This window comes from Sorangium sp. So ce726, assembly GCF_051521405.1.
In the GTDB taxonomy this organism is placed as follows: domain Bacteria; phylum Myxococcota_A; class Polyangia; order Polyangiales; family Polyangiaceae; genus Sorangium.
This window is the reverse complement of sequence record NZ_CP150349.1, coordinates 1,162,369-1,180,187: the sequence shown is the minus strand read 5'-3', so window position 1 is coordinate 1,180,187 and position 17,819 is coordinate 1,162,369. Positions and strand designations below refer to the sequence as shown.

At 69.8% G+C, this 17,819-nt stretch carries 16 protein-coding genes; 5 read left to right on the top strand and 11 right to left on the bottom strand.

The genetic code is table 11. The annotated features are described in order from the left end of the window. The 7 genes from WME79_RS04365 to rpsL all read right to left on the bottom strand — a co-directional run bounded on the left by WME79_RS04365 (nucleotide 1) and on the right by rpsL (nucleotide 5,796). Nucleotides 1–297, bottom strand: a complete 297-nt coding sequence (locus tag WME79_RS04365; protein ID WP_012233478.1) for a 50S ribosomal protein L23 — start codon at nucleotides 295–297, stop codon at nucleotides 1–3. A 15-nt stretch (nucleotides 298–312) separates the two neighbouring features. Next, nucleotides 313–936 carry a 50S ribosomal protein L4 gene (gene rplD / locus WME79_RS04360; RefSeq protein ID WP_272100107.1) on the bottom strand — a complete coding sequence of 208 codons (624 nt, stop codon included), beginning with the start codon at nucleotides 934–936 and terminating at the stop codon, nucleotides 313–315. Nucleotides 937–949: 13 nt separating this feature from the next. Then, nucleotides 950–1,261, bottom strand: coding sequence for a 30S ribosomal protein S10 (gene rpsJ / locus WME79_RS04355; RefSeq protein ID WP_012233476.1), 312 nt, complete (start codon nucleotides 1,259–1,261; stop codon nucleotides 950–952). Between the two features lie 10 nt (nucleotides 1,262–1,271). Continuing rightward, nucleotides 1,272–2,462, bottom strand: coding sequence for an elongation factor Tu (gene tuf / locus WME79_RS04350; protein WP_437327643.1), 1,191 nt, complete (start codon nucleotides 2,460–2,462; stop codon nucleotides 1,272–1,274). Nucleotides 2,463–2,471: 9 nt separating this feature from the next. Then, on the bottom strand, nucleotides 2,472–4,586 hold the full coding sequence (gene fusA, locus WME79_RS04345; protein ID WP_437532282.1) for an elongation factor G: 2,115 nt from the start codon (nucleotides 4,584–4,586) through the stop codon (nucleotides 2,472–2,474). 304 nt (nucleotides 4,587–4,890) lie between these two features. Beyond that, nucleotides 4,891–5,361, bottom strand: a complete 471-nt coding sequence (rpsG, locus tag WME79_RS04340) for a 30S ribosomal protein S7 (RefSeq protein WP_012233474.1) — start codon at nucleotides 5,359–5,361, stop codon at nucleotides 4,891–4,893. A 36-nt stretch (nucleotides 5,362–5,397) separates the two neighbouring features. Beyond that, nucleotides 5,398–5,796, bottom strand: coding sequence for a 30S ribosomal protein S12 (gene rpsL, locus WME79_RS04335; protein ID WP_012233473.1), 399 nt, complete (start codon nucleotides 5,794–5,796; stop codon nucleotides 5,398–5,400). 1,419 nt (nucleotides 5,797–7,215) lie between these two features. Here rpsL and WME79_RS04330 point away from each other — a divergent pair. Beyond that, nucleotides 7,216–7,986: a hypothetical protein gene (locus tag WME79_RS04330; protein WP_437532280.1), complete on the top strand. Its 771-nt coding sequence runs from the start codon at nucleotides 7,216–7,218 to the stop codon at nucleotides 7,984–7,986. Nucleotides 7,987–8,043: 57 nt separating this feature from the next. Here the strand turns inward: WME79_RS04330 and ppk1 are convergent, their stop codons facing one another. Further along, entirely contained in the window at nucleotides 8,044–10,407 is a 2,364-nt protein-coding gene (gene ppk1 / locus WME79_RS04325; protein WP_437532277.1) for a polyphosphate kinase 1, read from the bottom strand. A 43-nt stretch (nucleotides 10,408–10,450) separates the two neighbouring features. Between ppk1 and panC the strand changes: the two genes are divergently transcribed. Continuing rightward, complete coding sequence (panC, locus tag WME79_RS04320; protein WP_437532274.1) at nucleotides 10,451–11,341, top strand: pantoate--beta-alanine ligase; 891 nt, start codon at nucleotides 10,451–10,453, stop codon at nucleotides 11,339–11,341. Beyond that, nucleotides 11,342–12,040, top strand: a complete 699-nt coding sequence (gene tmk, locus WME79_RS04315) for a dTMP kinase (RefSeq protein WP_437532271.1) — start codon at nucleotides 11,342–11,344, stop codon at nucleotides 12,038–12,040. A gap of 81 nt (nucleotides 12,041–12,121) precedes the next feature. Here the strand turns inward: tmk and WME79_RS04310 are convergent, their stop codons facing one another. Beyond that, nucleotides 12,122–13,678, bottom strand: coding sequence for a hypothetical protein (locus WME79_RS04310; protein WP_437532268.1), 1,557 nt, complete (start codon nucleotides 13,676–13,678; stop codon nucleotides 12,122–12,124). Nucleotides 13,679–14,116: 438 nt separating this feature from the next. On the opposite strand from WME79_RS04310, the gene WME79_RS04305 reads away from it, so the two are divergent. Further along, the gene (locus WME79_RS04305) at nucleotides 14,117–15,253 is read left to right on the top strand and encodes a vWA domain-containing protein (RefSeq protein WP_437532267.1); all 1,137 of its coding nucleotides are present in this window, start codon (nucleotides 14,117–14,119) and stop codon (nucleotides 15,251–15,253) included. A 36-nt stretch (nucleotides 15,254–15,289) separates the two neighbouring features. Here WME79_RS04305 and WME79_RS04300 read toward each other — a convergent pair whose 3' ends face one another. Beyond that, entirely contained in the window at nucleotides 15,290–16,462 is a 1,173-nt protein-coding gene (locus WME79_RS04300) for a tetratricopeptide repeat protein (RefSeq protein ID WP_437532264.1), read from the bottom strand. A 338-nt stretch (nucleotides 16,463–16,800) separates the two neighbouring features. Here WME79_RS04300 and WME79_RS04295 point away from each other — a divergent pair, with 338 nt between their 5' ends. Continuing rightward, nucleotides 16,801–17,022: a YdcH family protein gene (locus tag WME79_RS04295; RefSeq protein ID WP_437532261.1), complete on the top strand. Its 222-nt coding sequence runs from the start codon at nucleotides 16,801–16,803 to the stop codon at nucleotides 17,020–17,022. Between the two features lie 260 nt (nucleotides 17,023–17,282). Here WME79_RS04295 and WME79_RS04290 read toward each other — a convergent pair whose 3' ends face one another. Further along, on the bottom strand, nucleotides 17,283–17,786 hold the full coding sequence (locus WME79_RS04290) for a hypothetical protein (protein ID WP_437532259.1): 504 nt from the start codon (nucleotides 17,784–17,786) through the stop codon (nucleotides 17,283–17,285). Nucleotides 17,787–17,819 lie beyond the last annotated feature (33 nt).

The window sequence follows — 17,819 nt, the reverse complement described above, 5'->3', positions numbered from 1 at the left end:
CTATTCCGCCTTCTCGTCGAAGAACTGGATCTCGTCACCCTCCTTGAGGGTGACGATCGCCTTCTTCCAATTGCGCAGCTTCGCGTAGCCGCGCCCCATGCGCTTGTCCTTGCCGCGCATGATCAGCGTGTTGACGTCCACGACGCCCACCTTGAAGAGCGTCTGGATGGCGTCCTTGATCTGGATCTTGTTCGCCTCGCGGCGGACCTCAAAGATGACCTTGTTGCCTTGGTCGCGGAGCCGGCTCGACTTCTCCGTGAGGATGATTGGCCGGCGGATGATCTGCTCGGGCTGCATGTCGGACTCCCCTGACTAGCGAAGGCAACGCGCCTCGAGCGCCTTGGCGGCGTCCCTCGAGACGATGAGGTGGTCGTGCCTGAGGAGGTCGTAGACGTTGACCCCTTCCGGCGGCAGGTACTGGTGGTTCTCCAGGTTGCGGAGGCTCTTCACCAGCTTCTCGTTGCCGGCCGTGTCGACGACCAGCGACTTCCGATCCGCCTGCAGCGTCGTCAGCGTGGCAGCGATCGCCTTGGTCTTGATCTCGGAGACCTCCAGGCTGTCGAGCACGATGAGCCGCCCCTCCTTCGCGAAGAGCGAGAGAGCGCTCTTCAGGGCGCCGATCCGCACCTTGCGCGGCGGACGGTACGACCAGTCCTTCGGCTCCAGGGCGTGCGCCATGCCGCCGCCCGCGTGGTGCGGCGCGCGGATCGAGCCCTGGCGAGCGCGGCCGGTGCCCTTCTGGCGATAGAGCTTCTTCGTGGAGCCGGCGACCGCGCTCCGCTCCTTCGTGGCCTTGGTGCCCGAGCGGCGGGACGCGAGCTGCGCCTTCACGACCTCGTAGAAGAGGTGCTCTTTCACCTCGGTCCCGAAGACCTCGTCCGAGAGGTCGAGTTCGCCGACCTGCTCCCGCTTGAGGTTGTAAACGGTAACCTTCATGGTACCTGGACTCCTAGCTCTTGATCTCTACGTCGACGCCGGCCGAAAGGTCGAGCTTCATCAGCGCGTCGAGGGTCTGCTGAGTCGGCTCGATGATGTCGAGAAGCCGCTTGTGCGTCCGGATCTCGAACTGCTCGCGCGACTTCTTGTCGACGTGGGGCCCCCGGAGAACCGTGTAGCGGCGGATCTCGGTGGGCAGCGGGATGGGCCCCGCGACGTGCGCCCCGGTCCGCTTCGCCGTCTCGACGATATCGCTCGTCGACTTGTCGAGCAGCTGGTGGTCGAAGGCCTTGAGGCGAATCCGGATCTTGGTTGTATCAGCCATGGTGCTCTTCCTACGCGAGGATCTTGGTGACGACGCCGGCGCCCACCGTCTTGCCGCCCTCGCGGATGGCGAAGCGCATCTGCTCCTCCAGCGCGACCGGGGCGATGAGCTCGATCGTCATCGTGATGTTGTCGCCCGGCATCACCATCTTCACCCCCTCGGGGAGGTTCACCGTGCCGGTCACGTCCGTCGTCCGGATGTAGAACTGCGGCCGGTAGTTGGTGAAGAACGGCGTGTGGCGCCCGCCCTCCTCCTTCTTGAGGACGTACACCTCACCGGTGAACTTCGTGTGCGGCGTGATCGACCCGGGCTTCGCGAGCACCTGGCCGCGCTCGATCTCTTCCTTCTCCACGCCGCGGAGCAGACACCCGACGTTGTCGCCCGCCTGACCCTGATCGAGCAGCTTGCGGAACATCTCGACGCCGGTCACGACCGACTTCTTCGTGTCCTTGAAGCCGATGATCTGCACCTCGTCGCCGACCTTGATGATGCCGCGCTCGATGCGGCCCGTGGCCACCGTGCCGCGGCCCTTGATCGAGAACACGTCCTCGATCGCCATCAGGAACGGCTTGTCGATGTCGCGCACCGGCTCGGGGATGTAGCTGTCCAGCGCGCTGAGGAGCTGCTGGATCGTCTCTTCCCACTTCGGGTCGCCCTGCAGCGCGGGCAGCGACGCGCCGCGGACCACCGGCGCGTTGTCCCCGTCGAACTTGTACTTCGACAGGAGCTCGCGGACCTCCATCTCGACCAGGTCGAGCATCTCCGGGTCGTCCACCGCATCGCACTTGTTGAGGAACACCACGATGTGGTTCAGGCCGACCTGCCGGGCGAGCAGCACGTGCTCGCGCGTCTGCGGCATCACGCTGTCGAGCGACGACACGACGAGGATCGCCCCGTCCATCTGCGCCGCGCCGGTGATCATGTTCTTGATGTAGTCGGCGTGCCCGGGGCAATCGACGTGCGCGTAGTGGCGGTTCGCCGACTCGTACTCGACGTGCGCCGCCGCGATGGTCACCGTCTTGGTCTCGTCACGGACCGTCCCGCCCTTCGCGATGTCGGCGTACGAGATCGCCTTCGCCAGGTTGCGCTTCGACTGCACCTTGACGAGCGCCGCCGTGAGCGTGGTCTTGCCGTGGTCGATGTGACCGATGGTGCCCACGTTCACGTGCGGCTTCGTACGAGTGAATTTCTCCTTGGCCATGGCGTCTTTTTAACCTCGCTGCTTGGCGACGATCTCTTCCTGGATCGCTGCTGGAACCGGTGCGTAATGAGAAAACTGCATCGAATGGGTCGCGCGGCCTTGCGTCTTGGAACGGACGTCGGTCGCGTAACCGAACATGGTGGCGAGCGGGACCTCCGCGCGAATCACCCGGGTGTTCGCGCGCTGCCCCATATCGAGGATGCGGCCGCGCCGCGAGTTGAGGTCTCCGATGACGTCCCCGAGGTAGTTCTCGGGCGACACGACCTCGACGGCCATCATCGGCTCGAGGAGCACGAGCCCCGCCTTCTTCGCGCCGTCCTGGAAGGCCATCGACGCGGCGACCTCGAACGCGGGCCCGGAGGAGTCGACCTCGTGGTAGCTGCCGAAGTGGAGCCGCACCTTGATGTCGACGACGGGGTAGCCCGCGAGCACGCCGCGGCCCATCGCGTCCCGGATGCCCTTCTCGATCGAGGGGATGAACTCCTTCGGGATGATGCCGCCGACGATGTCGTTCTCGAACACGAAGCCCGCGCCGCGCTCGGCCGGCTCGATGTCGATCCTCACGTGACCGAACTGGCCGTGCCCGCCCGACTGCCGGACGAAGCGCCCCTCCACGTCCGTCGCCTTCTTCGAGATGGTCTCCTTGTAGGCGACCTCGGGCTTGCCGACGTTGGCGTCGACCTTGAACTCGCGCTTCAGGCGGTCGACGATGATCTCGAGGTGGAGCTCGCCCATCCCGGCGATGATCGTCTGGCCCGTGTCCTCGTTCGTGAAGGTGCGGAACGAGGGATCCTCGTAGGCGAGCTTCTGCAGGCTGAGCCCGAGCTTGTCGAGATCGACCTTGGTCTTCGGCTCGATGGCGATCGAGATCACGGGGTCGGGGAACTCCATCCGCTCCAGCACGATCGGGTGCTTCTCGTCGCAGAGCGTGTCCCCGGTGCGGGTGTCGCGCAGCCCCACGGCAGCGTAGATGTTGCCCGCGTAGCAGACGTCGATCTCCTCGCGCTTGTTCGCGTGCATGCGGAGGATGCGCCCGAAGCGCTCCCGCTTGCCGCGCGTCGAGTTGAGCACGCTGACGCCGCTCTTCGTCGTGCCGGAGTAGACGCGGAAGAAGGTGAGGTTGCCGAACTGGTCGTTCATGATCTTGAACGCCAGCGCCGAGAACGGCTCGTCGTCGCCCGCCTTGCGCGAGACGACCTTGTCCTTCTTGTCGGGCAGCGTCCCCTCGACGGCCGGGATCTCGACCGGCGACGGCAGATAGTTCACGACGCCGTCGAGCAGGAGCTGGACCCCCTTGTTCTTGAACGCCGAGCCGCACAGCACAGGGACGATCTTGAAGCCGAGGGTGCCCGCGCGGATGGCCGCGTGGATCTCCTGCTCGGTGATCTGGTCGATCTCGCCGGCGATGAACTTCTCCATCACCTTGTCGCTCGCGTCGGCGCACGCCTCGATGAGCTTCTCGCGGAGCTCCTTGCACCGCGGCAGGAGATCGCCCGGGATCTCCTGCCAGGCGTAGCGCTGGCCCTTCGTCTCCTCGTCGAACACGGCGGCCCGGAGGGTCACGAGATCGATCACGCCGCGGAACGAGTCCTCCGCGCCGAGCGGGTAGTGGATCGCCACCGGGTTCGCGCCGAGGCGCTCGCGGATGGAGTCGACGCACATGTCGAAGTCGGCGCCGACCTTGTCCATCTTGTTGATGAACGCGATGCGCGGGACTCCGTACTTGTCCGCCTGCCGCCACACCGTCTCGCTCTGCGGCTCGACGCCGTTGCCGCCGTCGAACACCGCCACCGCGCCGTCGAGCACACGAAGGCTCCGCTCGACCTCGATGGTGAAGTCGACGTGACCGGGCGTGTCGATGATGTTGATCCGGTGAGAGACGCCCTTCTCGGGGCCCTGCTCCGGCGCCCAGAAGCAGTTCGTCGCGGCGGACGTGATGGTGATGCCGCGCTCCTGCTCCTGGACCATCCAGTCCATCGTGGCTGCGCCCTCGTGGACCTCGCCGATCTTGTAGTTGACACCCGAGTAATAAAGGATGCGCTCGGTAACCGTGGTCTTGCCCGCATCGATGTGGGCCATGATCCCGATGTTGCGCGTCCGTTCCAGGCTGTACTCGCGTGCCACTTTTCCTTCTCCGTCGTGTGATGCGTGGGGTGAGGGTTTCGGACTCAGGATGCAAAACACCCTCTCCAGCCCGGCCCGCCGCCTTTGTGGCGGGCACTTGAACCTGGAGAGGGTGTCGGGGTACAGCAGCAGCTTTTCTAGGTCCCGCGAGGACGAGCGCTGTCGCGCTTCCTCGAGAAGACCGGCTCTGTAACCCGATCCTTATGTCAGCTGTGCCATCTCGCTCTACGCGTCTCCTCGCCTGGGAATCGGACCTGAAATGACGAACCAGCGCAGATCCGGGATCTGCGCTGGTCTCGCTGACCTACCAGCGGTAGTGGGCGAACGCCTTGTTGGCCTCCGCCATCTTGTGCGTGTCGTCGCGCTTCTTGACCGCGTTGCCGCGGTTCTGCGCCGCGTCGACGAGCTCGGCGGCGAGCCGCTCGCGCATCGTCTTCTCGCCGCGGCCGCGCGAGTAGGTCACGAGCCACCGCATCGCCAGCGCGACGCGACGCTCGGGGCGGACCTCGACGGGGACCTGGTAGGTCGCGCCGCCGACGCGCCGGCTCTTCACCTCGAGCTTCGGCTTCACGTTGTCGAGCGCCTTGCGGAAGACGTCGATCGGCTCCTCCTTGAAACGGTCGCGCACGATGTCGAACGCGCCGTAGAGGATCCCCTCGGCAGTCGCCTTCTTGCCCGACTGCATCAGGGAGTTCGTGAACTTGGCGACGAGCTTGTCCTTGTACTTCGGGTCCGGAATGATCTTCCGCTTCGGGACTTCGCGACGACGGGGCATCTTCGTTCCTCTGCTGGCTTTCGCGCGGTCAGGCCGTCAGGCCTTCGGGCGCTTCACGCCGTACTTCGAGCGCTTGCGGTTGCGGGTCGCTTTGTTGGTGGAGCTCGGCCCGGCAGCACCGGACGCGTCGAGCGTGCCGCGGACGACGTGGTAGCGCACGCCCGGCAGGTCCTTGACACGGCCGCCGCGGATGAGGACGACCGAGTGCTCCTGCAGGTTGTGGCCTTCGCCCGGGATGTAGCTCGTCACTTCCATCTGGTTGCTCAGCCTGACGCGGCAGACCTTGCGGAGCGCCGAGTTGGGCTTCTTCGGCGTGGTGGTGTAAACACGTACGCACACGCCTCGCCGCTGCGGGCAGGACTTGAGCGCAGGAGAGGCCGTCTTGTAACGAGCGGCCTCGCGGCCTTGGCGGATGAGCTGGCTGATGGTCGGCATAGTGACGCGGATTTCCACCTGAGGGATGGGGACGCGCAGGATACCCAGGAGGCGACCCATGTCAAGCGGGACGACACGCGTTCGTGTTGGATACGCCAGCGTGCCGTTCGTTCGCGTCGATCCCGTGCGTTGCGTCGTTGCGTCCGCCGCGTCGGTCGCATCGTTCACGTCGTTCACGTCGTTCACGTCGCTTGCGTTGTTCACGCCGGTCGCGTCGGTCTCGTCGGTCTCGTCCGTTGCGCTGGCTGAGGCGCTGCATCGTTCGTGTCGGGCGCGTCGGTCCCGCCGCGCCTGCGAGGGCCGTGTTCTGCGCGTCCCGGCCCCGCGCGACGAGCTCGTGGGTCGCTGCGCGCGGCGGGGGCCGTCCGTGCGCGTCTCGTTCGACGGGGCGCTCGGCGTGCGACGGCAGCTCCCGGGACGCGCGGGGACCTGCGCGCGCCGCACGAGTCGGACGCCGTCACGCGCCGCGGGCCCTTGGCGGCCCGCCTGCTGTTCGGTACGGTCGCTGCGTGGCGAAGAAGCTTTCACGCGCCCAGCGTAAAGAAAGCCGGCGCAAGGCGCCGCAGAGCAGCGCTGCGTCGAGGACTGCGTCCGGCGTGGACACGGAGGGCGCGGGGCCCTCGTCGCGAAGCGATCAGGGCGACAGCGCGACGGCGCGAGGCCCCGCGGTAGCGCGCGTCGATCCGACGGCGAGCCGAAGCGGCGACGACGCGCGCGGCGCACGCGCCGCCGCTGCGCCGAGCAGCGCAGAGCCCGCGCGGGCGCGCAACGCTGGCGATCGATCCCATCGTCGAGACGGCGTCGAGGCGCAGCCCGCGCGAGCGCGCGGCGGAAGCGCACAGACGAAGCCAAAGCGAGATCGCGTGCTCCTGGTGTTCCTGGGCCTCGTGGCGCTCGCCGCGGTGATCGTGTTCGCCGCGCAGTCCCCCCGCTCCCCGGAGCGCGCCGCGCCGGAGCCCGCGAGCGCCGCTCCGGCAAAGACACACGCTGCGGAGCCGTCCACCGCGTCCCTCGCCGCGCCGACGGCGACGGACGAGCTGCCGGCTCCGCCTCCCGTCGACTCGTCGCCGCCAACGATCGTCACAGCCGAACCGGCCGAAGCGGAGGCGGCGCGCGCTGCAACCCCGCAGCGAGGTGCAGCCGGCGCCTCGCCAGAGGGGACAGCTGCCAGCGCCGCTCCACCAGCAGGAGCGGCCACCGGAGCAGCCGCAGCCGCCCCGCCGAAGAAGCGCACCAGCGCGCCGAAGCCGGCCGCCGCGCCGCCCGTGGCGACATCGACGGCGGGCGCGACGCCGGCAGCGGGGGCGCCGGCAGCGGGGGCGCCGACAGCGGAGGCGGCGCCTCCGCCAGAGCCAGCGCCAAAGCCTGCCGAGCTTCCACACGAGTGATCGCAACCGCCGTGATGAAAGGACGCCCGAGATGCTTCGCTTGAATGCTTCGCCCGACGCCGCCCGAACGCCGGGCCGCTCGCCGCGCTCCCGCGCGCGGGCGCTCGCCCTGCCGCTCGGCGTCGCGCTGTCCGGCCTCCTCGCCGCGGCGACGGCGGGCGCGCAGCCGGCGCCGCAACCCGCTCCGCCGGCCGCCTCCGCGCCGCCCGCTGCCTCCGCGCCGCCCGCTGCCTCCGCGCCGCCCGCTGCCTCCGCGCCGCCCGCTGCCTCCGCGCCGCCATACCCGGTGGACTTCTCGCAGGAGGTCCCGCAGGCTCCGCCAGGCGCCTCGCCGGGCTATCCGCCGCCGGGTCCTCCGGGCGGCTACGCTCCTTACGGCGGCGCCTACCCTCAGCTCCCGCCGGGCTATCCGGTGAGCCCGGCGGAGGTCCCGCCTGCTCCGCCCCCGGTTCCCCTGCGCCGGAAGAGCGCGGGCCTGATGCTGGGAGGCATCGCGCTCACCGCCGGCGGCACGATCGCGTTCTTCACCGGGACCGGCCTGCTCGCGTCGGCGAGCAACCGATACGAGATCTACTGCGATTTCGGGGGCTTCACGGGCATCTGCGAGACGCGCTCCGATGGGCGCCGTCAGCTCGCCGGCGCGCTCGTCTCCGTGGCAGGCGGCATCATGATCGCCGTGGGCATCCCGCTCTGGGTCATCGGCGGAAAGAAGGTGCCGGTCAGCGACGCAGCGCCCAAGGCGTCTGTCCAGACCACGCTCTCGCTCGGCCCCGGCTCCGCCGCGTTGCAGACGCAGTTCTGAAGCGCTCCCCGCGCGCGAGGCCGCGGGGACGCCTCTGCTGCTCCTGCGCGTCGTCGCTCAGGGCAGGCCCTTCTTCTTCTTGGCGCCCTTGCGGTGGCGAGGCCCGCCGTCGTCCGTGCCCGCGGGCATGCGGAGGATGTGGAAGCGCCCGCCGCCGCGCGCCAGCGGGTCGCTGAGCTTCACCCGCTCGCGCGCGAGCTCGATGAAGCGGTGCTGCGACCGCAGCAGGGGGGCGCCGTTGGGCTGCTGGAGCTTGTGGTAGCTGCCGTCGCTCGCGAGCTCCCAGGTCCTCGTCGTGTCGGACATCACGGTGTTCAGCATGTCCTCCACGCGCGCGCGGGTGGCGGGCTCGACGATCGGGATCATCAGCTCGACGCGGCGATGGAAGTTGCGCGGCATCCAGTCGGCGCTCGACATGTAGATCTCCTCGTTGCCGCCGTTCGCGAACCGGAACAGGCGCTTGTGCTCGAGGAAACGATCGATGATCGCGCGCACCTGGATCCGCTCCGACAGGCCCGGGATCCCCGGCCGGAGGCAGCAGATGCCGCGCACGGCGAGCTTGATGTCGACCCCGGCCTGCGACGCCGAGTAGAGCGCGTCGATGACGTCGACGTCCACGAGCGCGTTCATCTGCGCCACGATCTCCGCCTTGCGCCCGGCCCGCGCGTGCGCCTCCTCGCGCGCGATGAGGCCCAGCACCGCCTCGTGCAGGCCGAGCGGCGCCACGAGGAGGCGGTTCCACTTGGGCGGCGCGCTGTAGCCTGTCAGCAGGTTGAAGAGCGACGTCATGTCCTCGCCGATCTCCCGGTTCGCCGTGAACAGGCCGATGTCGGTGTAGAGCCGCGCGGTCTGCGGGTTGTAGTTGCCCGTCGACAGGTGCACGTAGCGGCGCAGCTTGTCCTTCTCGCGCCGCACCACGAGCAGCGCCTTCGCGTGCGTCTTCAGCCCGAGCAGGCCGTAGATCACCTGCACGCCGCTCTGCTCGAGCGTCCTCGCCCACTGGATGTTGCTCGCCTCGTCGAACCGCGCCTTCAGCTCGACGATGGCCGTCACCTGCTTGCCGCTCTCGGCCGCGCGCGCGAGCGCCTTCAGGATCGGCGAGTCGCCGCCGGTCCGGTAGAGCGTCTGCTTGATCGCGAGCACGTTCGGGTCGTCGGCGGCGCGGGAGACGAACTCCGCGACCGGATCGAACGACTCGTACGGGTGGTGCAGGAGCACGTCCTGCTCCCGGATGACGGCGAAGATGTCCTCGACGTCCCGGAAGAGCGGCGGGACCTGCGGCGCGAACGGCTCGTCCCGGTACTCGCGGCGCTCGTCGTCCGCGACGATGCCCATCAGGTCGGCGATGTGGAGCGGCCCCGGCACCCGGTAGACGGCGTGCGACGCGTCGACCTTGAGCGCGCGGCAGAGCCGCTGGACCGAGGTGCCGGCGCCCTCGCCGAAGCCGATCTCCAGGCGCACGGCGTTGCCGCGATCGCGCCGGCGGAGCTCGGCCTGGATCGTCTCGAGCAGGTCCTCGCCCTCCTCCTCGTCGATCTCGAGGTCCCAGTTCCGGGTGACGCGGAAGGGGTACGTGCCGCGCAGCCTGCCCGAGGGGAAGAAGTCCTTCACGTGCCGGGCGATCACGTCCTCGAGCAGGACGAACGCGCGCGTCGCGCCCTCCACGCGGACCCGCATCAGCCGGCTCAACCCCGGCGGCACCTGGATGACCGCGAAGCCGGGCTCCTGCGCTTCATGCTCCCGGGAGAACATGATCCCGAGGTTGATCATCTTGTTGCGCAGGTGCGGGAACGGGTGCCCCGGGTCGATCGCGATCGGCGTGAGGATCGGGAAGATGTCCGTGCGGAACCGATCGTCGAGCGCGCTGAGCTCGGTCGCGTCGAGCTCATCGGGCCGGACGATCACGATGCCGGCGCGCTGGAGCGCCGGGATCAGATCCGAGTGCCACAGCTGGTAGGCGTCATCGACGAGCGCGTGGACCCGCGCGCTGATCGCCACGAGCTGCTCGTGGGGCGTGAGCCCGTCCGGCGGGACCTCCGCGATCGTGCGCTGCGTCTGCGCCTGGAGGCCGGCGACGCGCACCATGAAGAACTCGTCGAGGTTGGAGAAGAAGATGCTCAGGAACTTGAGGCGCTCGAACAGCGGCACCTCGTGCGACCTGGCCTCCGCCAGCACCCGCGCGTTGAACTCGAGCCACGAGAGCTCGCGGTTCAGGTAGTGCGTCGGGTCCCCCTCGATCGGGATCGCCCCCGGGGCGGCCGAGATCGATACCGGGCCGCTGGACGGGGCGGTGCTCCCCCCGGAGCGGGTGCTGGAGGGGCCGCACGGGCGCGACGCAGGCCCGGCGACCTGAGCTGAATCTACGTCGTCTTCGGAGTCGGGAGCGAGGGCACTATCTGGGGTGGACGGCGGGTCAACCATGATCGAAGCTCCGATTTTGCCGTACGTTTGATAGGGTTCAATTATGGAGTTTTGGCGACATCCTGGCGACCTCAGGGTGGCGTGCGACCGGGCGCGAGCGGCTGGGCGCCGCGTCGGCCTCATTCTGACGATGGGCGCGCTCCACGCAGGCCACCTCGCCTTGATCGCGGAGGCGCGGCGGAGGACCGACTTCGTGGCCGTGACCGTCTTCGTCAACCCGACCCAGTTCGGCGCGGGCGAAGACCTGGCGCGCTACCCGCGGACGCTCGAGCGAGACCTCGCCGCCTGCGCGGAGGCCGGCGCCGACGGCGTGTTCGCGCCGGACGTCGCGGCGATGTATCCGCCCGGCGACGAGACGCGCGTGCGCGTCGGCGCGACCGCGGGCCCGCTCTGCGGCGTCTATCGGCCCGTGCACTTCGAGGGCGTCGCCACCGTGGTGACGAAGTTTCTCTCGCTCGCCGGCCCGTGCGTCGCCATCTTCGGCAGGAAGGACTACCAGCAGCTCCAGGTCATCCGGCGGCTCGTCGCTGACCTGTTCCTGCCCGTCGAGGTCGTCGGGGCGACGACGGTGCGCGAGCCGGACGGCCTCGCCATGTCGTCACGGAACGCCTATCTCTCGCCCGAGCAGCGGAGCGCGGCGCGCGCCATCCCGCTCGCTCTCGCCGGCGCGTGCCGCGCCTTCGCCCGCGGCGAGCGGCGCGCCTCGGCGCTCCTCGAGCCCGCGCGCGCGCGCCTCGCGGCTGTCGCGACGAGCATCGATTATGTGGACCTCGCCGATCCGGAGTCCCTGGCGATCTGGAGCGACGCAGCGGCGATCGGCGATCGGGCGCTGCTGGCGGTCGCCGTCCGCGTCGGGACGACGCGGCTCATCGACAACGTGGTGCTCGGGGAGGACGCGCCGCCCGTGGCGGAGTCGACCGAGGAGGCGAGCTAGATGCCGAAGACGAGAGGCGAGCAAGAGAGCCCCGCGTCGCGCCCGGCGTGGGAGGCCGGCCGTGGCGTCTTCGTGGTGTTCGAGGGCATCGACGGCGCCGGCACGAGCACGCAGGCCGAGCGCTACGCGGCGCACCTCAGGGCGGCGCGGCGCATGGTCCACGTCACCCGAGAGCCGAGCGCCGGGCCGGTGGGCGCGCTGCTCCGGCAGGTCCTGACCCGCCGGATCTCGCTTCCCGGCGCCCGCCAGGCGGAGATCATGGCGCTCCTCTTCTCGGCCGATCGCCTCGATCACCTCGGCGCCGAGATCGAGCCGCTCCTCCGCGACGGGTATGTCGTGATCTCGGATCGCTACGACCTGTCGAGCCTGGCCTACCAGTCCACGACGGCGGGCGAGGACGGGGCGGGCTCCGGGGCCATCATCGAATGGATCCGTGAGCTCAACCGCCACGCCCTGAGGCCCGACGTCACGGTGGTGATCGACGTGGCGCCCGAGATCGCCGAGAAGCGCCGCCGCGGCCGCGGGGGGGCGGAGGAGCTGTTCGAGAAGACCGAGCTGCAGGCGCGGCTCGCGGAGGCATACCGCCGGGCGGAGGAGCTCGTCCCGGGGGACCGGGTCATCCATATCAACGGGGATGGCGCGGTCGACGAGGTCTCCCAGGCGATCACGGCGGCGCTCTCGGCCGTCGTGGAGCGGTGAGCCAGGGCCCCCGCTCGAACATCGGAGTCGAGCTGCCGAGGGCGCAAGGTCCCTGGGTCTCCCCGCGCCCCGTCATGCCGTCTAGGGGCAAGCTGCGTTCGTGATCTCCACATCGTCGATGTTCCAGCTCGACACGGTGTCGACGAAGGCCTCCCGCCCGATCTCGTAGCCGAAGCGGACCCGCAGGCCGGCGTTCTTGTAGCGCGTCAGGTCATAGACGACCTTCGTCCAGGCCGAGTCGCGGACGCCGGGGTACGCCCCCGACTCGAAGAGCACCTTCCAGCGGACGCCGTCATAGACCTCGACACGGTTCGTCATGTGAGGCGTCTCATCGCTGTTCAGGGTACGCCAGAACGTCAGGTACACGCCGCCCGCGACATCGGCGTTGACGACCGGGCTCGTCAGGTAGAAGTACGGGTGGACCCCGAGGGGCGCGTTCCCTCCGATGACCACGCCGGCCACCCCGTTGTCCGACGTCGCCGTGTGATCGAGCGCCGGATCGGCGTGCCCGTAGGTCTGCCCGGTTGACGCCTTCGCCGCGCCGATCTGCCAGGTCGGACCGAGCTCCCACCCGGCCCCGTCGCTCTCGAACGTATCCCGGAAATAGACCACCGGCGCAGCCGCCGCGGCGCCGCCCTGACAGACGCCAGCCAGGCAGGACTCCCCCACGGTGCACGAGTCGCTGTCAACGCAGACCCCGCCGTCGGGAACCGGGCGCGCCGTGCACACCCCGGCCTCGCTGCAGACGCCGCGCGTGCAACCGACCGCCTGCGAGAGGCACGACTCCCCGGGAGTGGGGATGGAAATACAGGCGCCGCTCTCGTCACAGACGCCACGATTGCACTCGTCGGTCCCAGAGAGGCAGGCGCCGCCCGGTCCAATCGGCTCAGCATAGCAATTGCCAGAGCCCGGATCACAGGCGCCATCGTTGCACCCGACGCTCAGCGCGCTGCAGTCCTTCGGGACGCCCCCCTCGCAGCGGCCGCTCTGGCAGGTCTTGCCGACCATGCAGAGATCGCCGGAGTCCGCGCACGGCGCCCCGTCGTTCCCCGGGACCGCCTCGCACGCACCGGTGGCCGGGTCGCACGCACCCACATGACAGGAGTCCGGTACGTGGAAGAAGAAGCAGTCCCGCGGAGTCCCGACGCAGGCGCCGTCCAGACACGCCGCGTCGAGGATACAGCGGTCTTCCGTCGCGCACGGGGCCCCGTTCGCCCTCGGCTCCACCCCGCAGCGAGGAGCGCCGCCCGCGTCGACGCACGTGACCACGTGACAGGCGTCCGGCGCGAGGCCGCAGTTCTCCTGGGCCCCGCCCTGACAGACACCCTCCGCGCACACCTCGCCGACCGTGCAGGCGTCCCTGTCGTCACAGGGCTCCCCGCCCGCGCTGGGGACGAGCTCGCAATCGCGCGTCGCCTCGTTGCACACGGCCACGACGCATTGCGAGGTCGGAACGAGCGAGCAGTCGATCCGGCACGGCGCGCCGTCCCCGCCTGCGCCGCCCCCTCCGCTCGAGACAGCCGCCCCAGCGGCGCCGCCGGCCCCCGCCGGGCCCGAGCTGCCCGCGGATGTCGCAGTCGAACAGCCGAGATCCGTCAGGGCGACAGCGGAAAGTACCCATGGAATCCACCTAGTCATGTTCGCCTCTTTCCAGCAAGCGTGACGCACCTCGTGGGAATTACGCGTCCTTCGCGGCTGCGCAAGGAAACATGATGTTCCGGCGCGCGAGCACCCGGAACGGTCGGCGCAATCAGCGACGAGCAAAGACGCCGAGCCCCGCCGCGCCGACGCGCGCGAGACCGGCGAGAGCAACGAGAGCAACGAGAGCTGCGACAAGCAACGAGAGCTGCGACAAGCAACGAGAGCCGCGACAAGCGACGAAAGAAGAGAGAGCAACGACAGCACGACACGAGCCGGGCTTACAAACCGGAGAGCCCCTATCGCGCCTCGATCGCGAACTGCATACACTGACGAGATCGTCTCGGAGCTCGGCCATCCCTCGATAGACAGACCACTTCGCGCGTGGAGCCCCGCGGCCGCGAGCCACGTCGCACCCAATTTCAGAGGAGCGCAGAGATGTCCTTCCGACGTCATTTCGTGTTTGCCCCTTTCCTCGTCGCCGCCGGGATCGCGGCGCAGTCGGGCGGCTGCGCGGCCACCGAGGACAAGAAGCCCGCGAACATCTCCGGGCCGGATGACGCCGCGAGCGGCGGCGGCGGCTCCTTCGGCGTGAGCAGCGCGAGCGGGAAGACGTCGCTCGGCGAGGGGGGAGGGCTCGGCGGCGCCGGCGAGGGCGGCCTCGGGGAGGGGTCCTCCTGCGCCCAGGCGAGCGCGGAGGCCACGCTCGTGCCGCTCGATATGCTCATCCTGCTCGACCGATCCGGCAGCATGCTCGGCTCGAAATGGGTCGGCGTCACGAATGCGCTCTCGGCGTTCGTGACCGACGCCGCCTCGGCCGGGATGAACGTGGGGCTCACCTACTTCCCGCGGAGCAGCAATGGGCAGAGCGACTGCAACCACACAAGCTACGACGAGCTCGCGGTCGCCATCGGTGAGCTGCCGCTGAACACGCCGGAGCTCACCGCCTCCATCCAGGGCACCTCGCCGGGCGGCGGGACGCCCATGCGCCCGGCGCTCCAGGGGGTGCTCATGAACGCGACCGCCTACAAGGACGCGAACCCTTCCCACAAGGTGATCGTCGTGCTCGCCACCGACGGCGATCCCTCGGGCTGCTCCGGAAACACCGTCGCGAGCACCGCGGACATGGCGCAGAAGGCCCTCCGCTACAACGGCGTCCAGACGTACGTCATCGCGGTGCAAGGCTCGACGCTCACCAACCTGGACCAGATCGCCGCCGCCGGCGGGACGACCCGCGCGTTCGATGTCACGGCGGACATCACGGCGTTCTCGGCGAAGATGTCCGAGATCCGCGCGTCGGCGCTCCCGTGCGAGCTCCTCATCCCGGCGCCGCCCGCGGGCGCGGTCCTCGACACGAGCCGGGTCGCTGTCAGGTTCGCGCCCGAGGGCGCGAGCCCGCTGGAGGTCCCGAAGGCGGACGACGCAGCGGACTGCGGCACGGGGCCGGGGTGGTATTACGACGACGAGGTGCTCCCGAAGAAGATCATCCTCTGCCCCGCGTCCTGTACGACGGTGCAACACGAGGTGCGCGCGGAGCTCGACGTGCTCTTCGGGTGTGCGCCGACGCTGAACTGAGCCGCGCTGGCCCCACCCCCGCCGCCCGCGCGGGGCTCACGGCCGCTTCGGCGCCGCCGTCTTCAGGGCGTCGAGCGCCGCGAGGAGCTCGGCCTCGGTGAACGGGAGCCTCGCGAGGGCCGCCTGCTCGTCGGCGAGCGCGAGCTCTATCTCGCGCTGCGCGTCGCGGGCGCGGAGGACCCACGCCGACGACTCCCCGGTGCGGTCGCCGAGGCGCACGGTGCCGGCGAGCATCTTCTGCCCCTTCTCCAGGAGCACGCGGTAGCGCAGGCGCATCGCCCCCTCGAACAGCTGCCTCTCCCTCGGGGTGTCGGCGCTCCGCGGCGGCGGGACCTGCATCACGTCGCGGTGGAGCTCCTTGTAGAGCTGCCCGATGCGGTAACCCGCCATCGCCGACCAGTGGGCGTCGAGGCTGCGCATGGCCTCGGTGTAGGCGCTCTGCGCGTCGAGCAGCCCCTGGCAGCGGCGCTCGAGCGCCTCGGCAAAGCTCGCCGGCACCGGCACGAAGGTGATCGCCTCGCTCCGGCGCCGCCGCACCTCGCCGAGCGCGAAGCTCACCTGCGCGAGCTCGATCGGCGGCTTGCCGGACTCGCCCAGCCGGTGCTCCTCGATGAGATCGCGCGCGAGCGCGACCTGGCGCGCCGCCTCCTCCACGAGATCCTGCTCGACCAGGCCGAGCGCGAGCGCGCCGCGCGCCTCGATCACCTCCAGCACGCTCAGATCGCCGAGGCGGAGCAGGCGGCGCGACACCTCGACGAGCTCGGGCCACCGCTCGAGGGCGGCCGCCGCGCGCGAGAGCCGGAAGAGCGCGCCGCGCGCGACCGCGTGGTCCGGGAAGCGCTGCGCGACCTCGCGGTAGCGCTCTGCCGCGAGCGCGCGGTCGCCGAGCGCCTCGTGCGCGACCCCGGCGTTGAACAGGCTCGGCGGCGCGACCTCGCCGTCGGGCGCGAGGCGCGCGAGCCGCTCGAACAGGGGCGCCGCCTCACGCGCCTTGTCGGCCAGGAGCAGCGCGCGCGCCCGCTCGAACTCCGCCGCGAGCTCGGCGTCCGAATAAGGCGACACGACGACCGGCGCGAGCTCGACCGGCGCGCGCGCCGAGGCCGGCTGCGGCGATCGCGCCCGCGCCGGCACGTTGGCCTCCGAAGTGCATCCGCCCAGGACGACCGCAAGGGCCAGGAGGGCGACCGAGGTGACGCTGGAACTCGACATTGCCGGGGAAGAATAGCCCCCCGCTCGAGGTTGTTCCGCAACGTGCATGGACGGAGAGTCTGGCCCGGCCGTCCGGGACACCGGTGGATTGCTGTACGCCTTAGGGCAATCCCTGGCTACAACGGCTGCTCTGTGAAATTGCAGAAGGGCCTCGCCCGACAAAAAGCCTGCATGGATCCGCCATGTTGCGGTAATCTCGCATTCGTTCATCAGGCCGCTGTCTCGGCGTGTAGCTCGGTCGGCGGCGATCTCCTCTCCAGCGACGATCAGAACGAGGGCTTCTGTTGTGGGCCCTCGAAGGCATCACGGCCCCGTTGTGGGGCCTTGGAGGTGGGCACATGAAGCATCAGATCATCTCTCCTCGCGCGGTGACTGCAATCGGCCCGGAGCAGCGGCTGAGCATGGCGGAAGCGCGTCATCGCGAGCTCGACTCACGCCTCAGGCAGCTGGGTCGACGGGCGTTCCTGACACCGGGGGAGAGAATGGAAGCCGCCCAGCTCAAGAAACACAAGCTCGCCGCAAAGGACGAGATCGAATCGCTGCGCCGGCGGGTGTCGTAGCGAGCGACCCCTAGCCGACCATCGATCCCGCGCCACATACGGCGCCCCCCGCCACGTTCCGTTCCATTCCAGACATCCGGCGCCGCAATGGGCCGCTCGCACGCTGTGCATGCCGCACGAATCTGCGCGCGCTGCAGAGGGATGCGCACACGCCCGCTCGCCACGGCGGACACACCGACGGGGACGCGCGCGCCGCGCGATGCTCGCCCCCGATTCGATGCCCGCGAGGCGCGATGTGCGAGGGCGTCAGCGCGCTGCGGTCAGAGCGTGGGCGCCGACGGCTCGGACGGCGGCTCCTCGGGCGAGGCGGGAGCGTCGGACGGCGGCGCGGCGCCCCCCTCCGGCAGCGTCTCGGCGCCGCCATACACGTCGCGGTTGAGGTCCGCGAGCGTCTCGGTCAGGCGGTTCTTCTGCTCGCTGGTGATGCCGCCGGGGGCCAGCTTCTCGGTCGCCGCGGCGAGCCCGAGCCAGTGGCGCGCGTTGTCGCGGTAGCCCTTGCGCGGATCGGCGACGCCGGTGCCCTGCGGCGCGAGCTCCGCCAGCCGGTAGTCCGTCATGCCCCGGAGGTAGGCGTACTGCGCCCGCTCCGGGACCGAGAACGAGTCCTGATCGTGCTCGAGCACCCGGAACAGCGCCAGCGCCTGCTCGAACCGGTTTGCCTCGTAGTGGCTGCGGGCGCGATCGAGATCCTGCGTGTAGGTCGCGCAACCCGACGCAAGGGCGAAGGACGAGAGAAGGAGGACGCACGGGACCAGGCGGCGCATGCGCGCAGGGTATCTCCCGCGTCGCCGGGCGAT